Annotated in this window: 7 protein-coding genes and 1 rRNA gene; 7 read left to right on the top strand and 1 reads right to left on the bottom strand. The window is 46.2% G+C overall.

Translation table 11 applies throughout. The features are described 5' to 3' along the window. The first annotated feature begins 305 nt into the window (after nucleotides 1-305). The 6 genes from DNH61_RS26200 (at nucleotide 306) to DNH61_RS02310 (ending at nucleotide 5374) form a co-directional block, all read left to right on the top strand. On the top strand, nucleotides 306-1436 hold the full coding sequence (locus DNH61_RS26200) for a hypothetical protein (RefSeq protein ID WP_181438553.1): 1131 nt from the start codon (nucleotides 306-308) through the stop codon (nucleotides 1434-1436). A gap of 152 nt (nucleotides 1437-1588) precedes the next feature. Next, a complete protein-coding gene (locus DNH61_RS27145; protein WP_111145082.1) occupies nucleotides 1589-1810 on the top strand; it encodes a FeoA family protein in 222 nt (73 codons plus the stop codon). A 13-nt stretch (nucleotides 1811-1823) separates the two neighbouring features. Further along, entirely contained in the window at nucleotides 1824-3815 is a 1992-nt protein-coding gene (gene feoB / locus DNH61_RS02325) for a ferrous iron transport protein B (RefSeq protein ID WP_111145081.1), read from the top strand. A gap of 525 nt (nucleotides 3816-4340) precedes the next feature. Next, nucleotides 4341-4607 carry a hypothetical protein gene (locus DNH61_RS02315; protein WP_111145079.1) on the top strand — a complete coding sequence of 89 codons (267 nt, stop codon included), beginning with the start codon at nucleotides 4341-4343 and terminating at the stop codon, nucleotides 4605-4607. A 125-nt stretch (nucleotides 4608-4732) separates the two neighbouring features. Continuing rightward, entirely contained in the window at nucleotides 4733-4870 is a 138-nt protein-coding gene (locus tag DNH61_RS26195) for a hypothetical protein (protein ID WP_181438552.1), read from the top strand. Nucleotides 4871-5158: 288 nt separating this feature from the next. After that, nucleotides 5159-5374, top strand: a complete 216-nt coding sequence (locus DNH61_RS02310; protein WP_111145078.1) for a helix-turn-helix domain-containing protein — start codon at nucleotides 5159-5161, stop codon at nucleotides 5372-5374. A gap of 22 nt (nucleotides 5375-5396) precedes the next feature. Here DNH61_RS02310 and DNH61_RS02305 read toward each other — a convergent pair whose 3' ends face one another. Next, on the bottom strand, nucleotides 5397-5624 hold the full coding sequence (locus DNH61_RS02305) for a hypothetical protein (protein ID WP_111145077.1): 228 nt from the start codon (nucleotides 5622-5624) through the stop codon (nucleotides 5397-5399). A gap of 470 nt (nucleotides 5625-6094) precedes the next feature. On the opposite strand from DNH61_RS02305, the gene DNH61_RS02300 reads away from it, so the two are divergent. Then, a 16S ribosomal RNA gene (locus tag DNH61_RS02300) occupies nucleotides 6095-6423 on the top strand; the annotation flags it as partial.

The raw sequence follows: 6423 nt of genomic DNA, 5'->3' as shown, positions 1-6423 counted from the left end.
CGGGGTGGAAGCGCAGCAATGCGTGCAGCTGACGAATACTAATCGGTCGAGGGCTTATCCTATTAAGAACAAACAAACCAGCTAAGTTCTACAACTTCATTCGCATCCGGTTTTCAGGGTGTAACCTTTAACCCGATCACAACTAATGAGAGCAGTCCCTACTGGGGCTGTTTTTTGCGTTAGCCACAGGATCTGAAAGTTACCTTTTTCTGACGTCCTGCAATTCCCTATGCTAAGCAGAGCCGCTGTGAGCAATCATATTACAGTAGTCCTACAAGCTGATTCAAACAAGGGAGGCTAACATTTTGAAGCGAAAAGCACTTTCGATGGGTTGTGTAGTCGGTGTATCTGCAATGCTTCTGGCAGGCTGTGGCGGTAATGATAACGTAAATGACAACGGAATGACGGCACAAGGTACAGGCAACCGTGGAGGCATTATCCGGAATCAGGCCAATTATCGGGACGATAATGCAGTTGGAATGCGCGGTAATACAAACAACCGCAATAATGGTCTGTTTGGAACAGGCGTAGGTACCAATGGCGGCGGTATGGGACGTAATAACTTGAATACCATGAATCCTGCTGGAACTGGTCAAACGGGTACTGGCACATATGGCAACCGTACTGGCGGCATAATGAATGGCACTGCAGCGGGTGGAACAACGAGTACAGCTGGAGACACGGCTATAGGTGATCGTACCGGTGGCATTGCTGGGGGCCTTGGTGATTTGTTCGGCATGAATAATGATAACGACGGTCTGTTTGATGGCAATAATGGAATGAACACCAGAGGAACCGGTGGTGGAATTGGCTCTCTCTTCGGGTTTGGTAACAATGACCGTGACACAGGCAGAACAGGTACTGGCACAACCGGTACAACCAATGGTACAACAGGTACTAACGGCGGAAGAATGACAGGACTTTCGACCGCTCTGTCAATTGACGACCAGCTTGCAACACTTGGCTATCACCATGCTCTTGTGCTTGGTAATGCAATTTTTGTAGCAGATGATACTAACAATGGTGGTCAAAACGCTGGTGCTGCTGGCGGAACGGGCACAGGTACAGGCACAGGAAATGGTACAACCGGAACTAGTACCGGAACAGGTACAACAGCTGGCATGTCCCGTGCAGGCGCTCATGCGCGTATCGGAAGCATGCTGAGTGGAGATACCCACGTTTTTACAGTAAAAGGGCAAGAGGCAAAGCAGGCACTACGCCGGGTTAAAGATAAGCTTGAACAGGTTGGCACGCTTGATGAAGGCACAATTTCTTCTGATATTCGTACTATCTTAAAGAACGCCAAACCGATGAGCAGCACAGATATGGGTATGCGCACGGGAACAGGTACAACTGGAACAGGCACAACTGGAACAGGCACGAATGGAAACACGACAGGCACGACTGGTACAGCAGGGCGTACAACAGCAGAGTAAAGACTGAGCCAGAATCCTTGCGGTGAATCAACCGTGAGGATTTTGGTTTTTCTAATATATTGTGACTTTAACTACAGCCGTTATACAGACCGATCATTATAATAGGTCCAATGATTGATAATGATAATCATTAGTGAAAAGGGTGATTGTAGATGTTGGTCACTGAGATGAGAAGAGGACAGACTGGAGTAATAATTTTCATAGAAAATGCCCGGCTTCAGCGTGATGCCATGCGATTTGGTCTGGGAGCTGGTCAAAAGGTTGAGTGCATTGAATTGCTTCCGGCAGGCCCGGTGGTTTTAAGAAGAAATCATCAAGAGCTGGCTATCGGGAGAGAGCTGGCATCATGTATACAAATCAAATGCAATCAGTAAAGGGGAGTATCAAATGGTTTGTCATACCGTTACCAAACTGCCGATTAAGAAAACAGGTGATGAACAATGGATTGCCTTGGTTGGTAACCCGAATGTAGGCAAGTCGGTTGTTTTTCACAAATTGACTAATCTATATGTGGATGTATCTAATTTTCCAGGAACGACTTTAGATATCCATCACGGGAAGTTTGGGGAAGCGGTTCTTATTGATACGCCCGGTGTGTATGGAATATCGTCATTCTCTGAAGAGGAACGCATAACACGCGATGTTGTGTTAGCGGTTGATAAAGTAATCAATGTGGTGAATGCATGTCATCTTGAAAGGGATTTATTCCTCACCCAACAGCTGATCGACATGGGAATACCCATGGTTGTCGTTATCAACATGGTAGATGAAGCAGAACGAAGAGGACTAATTATAGATGTAGATCAGTTAACTAAACGGTTAGGAGTGGCCGTGATTACAGCGGTTGCTACCCGGGGAAGAGGAATTGCCGAAATTATTGAATGTATTCGTGCAGCACCTATCGGTCATGCACTTCCGGTAGTAGCAGAGAGCCTTAAAAATGCCAGCCCTTCGCCGATACCCACCAAATACAAGCTGTTGGTGCTTGAAGGTGACGAGGGAGCTGCTGATTTCTGTGGAGTCACACCCGGTTCCCTGCTGGAGACCCTATATGAAGCAAGAAGGGGCTACATAGATTCAATAATAAATGAATGCGTTGCTGATAGTATGAAGGGGGCTTCGATGGGTACTCGGCTTGGTCGATACCTGCTCAGACCATGGATTGGCATACCTTTTCTGGTTCTGGTTCTTTATGCAATGTACTTGATCATTGGCGTTTTTGTTGCGGGCGATATTGTAGGCATTACCGAAGAACAGATTATGATCGGATACTATGAACCCGCGGTTGTTTATCTATTTACTGAGGTGCTTGGGATACCCGCGGACCATGCAATGGGTGAGATTTTGGTTGGTGAATTCGGTTTGTTTACCATGACGTTTATTTATGTGCTGGGATTGTTATTGCCATTAGTATGCAGCTTCTACTTGTTTTTATCTCTGTTCGAGGATAGCGGCTACCTGCCGCGTCTTGCTGCAATGGTCGATCGGCTTATGCAATCCATAGGGCTAAACGGAAAAGCCATTATCCCCTTTATATTAGGTTTTGGCTGTGTAACGATGGCTACTATTACGACTAGAATGTTAGGCAATGAGAAGGAGAAGCGAATCGCTGTCTTTCTTCTCGGGCTGGCAATTCCCTGTTCAGCACAGCTGGCCGTTATTGTTTCTCTATTAGCTGGAGTTGGGATCGGATATATCCTTATCTATGGAGTGGTAATATTGTTGGTGCTCGGGATTGTAGGCACACTGATGGATCGCTTGCTGAAAGGAAGCGCTACTTCATTGCTTCTGGACCTGCCGCCCTTGAGGGTGCCTAGATTGAGTAATGTGATGAAGAAAACAGCAACCAAAACCTATCACTTTCTGAAAGAAGCACTGCCTTTGTTCGCGCTAGGCTCTATTTTAATAAGTCTGCTTAATGTAACAGGAATGTTGAAAGCTTTATCCGCATTGCTTAGACCGGTCACAGTTGATTGGCTGGGATTGCCGGCCGAAGCCTCTCAAGCATTTATTATGGGTATAGTGAGAAGAGATTTTGGAGCAGCCGGGTTGAGTAATATGAACCTCGCCCCCAGCCAGGTTATTGTCGCTTTGATTACCATTACGTTATTTGTCCCTTGTATTGCTTCAATACTTGTACTATTCAAGGAGAGGACTCGTAAGGAGGCCGCAGCTATGTGGGCCAGTACGTTTGCGGTAGCATTCACAGTTGGCGGGCTCGTCAATCATATTCTGAAGCGGATGTCAGACGCTTCGCAATATGTACAGCTGGGTGTTGTGCTCGTTGTTATGCTGCTAATCGGATATGCGCTGCGGCAAGCGGCTGTATTATGGCAAGGATTACAGCGGGGGAAAACCGGTTATGGCCAGTCGAAATGATGCAATACAGTCGAAGGTTGTTTGTCCGACATGCGGCATGCCAGTATCCATTCATTCGGTCAAGTGTCTCAGATGTCAAACATTCTTGTTGCCGATCTCGTGCCAAGGCGGCTGCTTCAACTGCTCGGTGTCCGTGAACTGCAGGGAAGCTCCTAACGTAACCCGGCATTAAAAGCGTTCATGTATATGTTTCCTGTAATAGCATCAGCCTTTCAGCGCAAAATAACGGAGCACAAGCAGACTTCGTGAAAGGATGAGGCGTATGGGCAGAAATGTAAATTATAACCGGAATCGTAATAGTAACATCAGTCATAATAACCAGGATGACTCCAATGTTCATGGCGGCGAGTTCAGAAAGGGCAGACTCAGTCAGTACAAGAATAATAACCCTCTTGGACAGGAGTACCCAAACGAATACGTTTCCGCTTTGGATGAGGATAAAAACTAATTATTATGAAAGCCTGGCTGTATTTCCATTTTGGAAAACGGCTTTGGCTTTTTATTTTTATGGAGGTGAGCTCTTAGATGGGAGACCGCGAAACGTTGATCCAGCGATTTAAACGTTATTATGAGGATAACCGTGTTACAGCTGGTGTAGACAGCAGCTTTGATGATGCTTATGAAGCACTTACCTACTCCATAATTGATGAAGTGGGCAACTGTGCGGAACGCGAAGATCTGCACTCCATCCGCTCCATCGTGCGGGAGTTTGACGAAATACGCAGCTCGGTGCACGGCAGCAATGACTCTGTTAAAGAGCGTTTTGAAGCAGAGTATAGGAAGCTACATTGATGACTGTATGATAATGGTTTACCTCTCAGAATTGCACTTGGATAAAGCACATGCCGTTTAAGCAATTATATATACTGCGGGACAGGCAAGGGCTTAACAAGCAGTTGTGAAGGGAGGTGGCAGATGTGGCGAAAAAAAATAAACGTGCATCGAAAGCTGACGTTCAATCAACAGAGCTTAACAAAATGCCCGAAGTAAATCATACAGATGCTGAATTTTCCGAAGAACTGACTCAGAACAAGAAGAAGAAAAAGAACAAATAAGTTGAATGTATTTGCTGCCCCGGATCGTCATTATTGATGAACGGGGCATTAATGCCATAACAAGGATGGGTGAATAAGATAATGTCTTATATCTGCTATCACTGCAGTAAGGAATCGACAACTGCCCACAGCCTGACGATCTACGATAAATCTGGAGTCGAAGACCGTATTGAAGTGCTCTGCAGCTCATGCTACAGCGAATGGCTTCACTCTTTAAAAGGTTAATCCAGTAATCTGGCTGGCCCCGCCAGCCTTTTCTCGATAATTCCGCTGACAGGAGAGCATCTAATGAGAGTGACTTTGGGAAAATGCATGCTGCAAGAACGATTGAGTGAAAAAGGCTTGTCGGTTGCTGCGTTATCAGTACTGCTAAGAACGAAGCCGGAAAGGCTTCTTGACTATATAGAAGGCAAGCGGGTAATGCCGTTAAAGGCAGCGGTCACAATAGCAAGATCGATCGGGTGTTCAGTGGAAGACTTGTACCAAATTGAAGAGGTACCTTGAACACGAAATAACTAGTACCGGACTACTCATCTATGAGCTCTAACAAAAATTCATCATATTTTTCTTCGGGAATGACCGCAATCTGCTGTTTTATTCGATCGGCTCCCTGAGCCGCCGTCATTCTTATGTAGTCGTCCAGTGACACTTCTGCTATTCTTGCCTGCAAGTCTGTTGAACCATGCAGCTGTATATAGTCAACGATATCGTCTAAAGGCAGCTTCTTAAGTGTCCAAATACTGATTCTTTCCACTGAATGGCCTCCTCGTGTCTGTTGTCCAAATTAATTACCTTCCCCAATATAACTTGGTTTTTATAGCTTTCTTTTATTCATTTTCTCAGGATTAATCAACCAGTTGCTTATCCTTGCTGACCGTGTTATTCTATGAATCCGGCCGCAAGAGAGGGCTGGTGAGCGGATATGATCGGGGAGTTTGGAACGGCTGCATAAGCTGGTCACGAACGAGTGGGAAAAACAAACACTTGCACATCATCTGCGAAATATGATATATTCTAATTCCGGTCGCGAGAGCGGCAAGGACAAGCAAGACGGAGCGAAGATCGCAAGATGAATGCTTCCGTAATTGTTCTTTGAAAACTGAACAACGAGCGAACTGCCCTGTCATTCCTTTAATGGGATGATGGATAAGCAATACAGAATGAGCAAGTTAGACTCAATTGGTGCAAATGAGTGTTCGACGTAAGCCGAACCCACATTTCACTTTAATGGAGAGTTTGATCCTGGCTCAGGACGAACGCTGGCGGCGTGCCTAATACATGCAAGTCGAGCGGATCTTTAAAGGTGCTTGCACCTTTAAAGATTAGCGGCGGACGGGTGAGTAACACGTAGGCAACCTGCCTGTAAGACTGGGATAACATCCGGAAACGGATGCTAATACCGGATACGCGATTTCCTCGCATGGGGAAACCGGGAAAGACGGCGCAAGCTGTCACTTACAGATGGGCCTGCGGCGCATTAGCTAGTTGGTGGGGTAACGGCCTACCAAGGCGACGATGCGTAGCCGACCTGAGAGGGTGATCGGCCACACTGG

Source organism: Paenibacillus sambharensis, assembly GCF_003233845.1.
Taxonomy (GTDB): Bacteria; Bacillota; Bacilli; order Paenibacillales; family Paenibacillaceae; genus Paenibacillus_I; species Paenibacillus_I sambharensis.
Note: the sequence above shows the minus strand (reverse complement) of the source record. Positions and strands in the feature narration are given on the sequence as shown.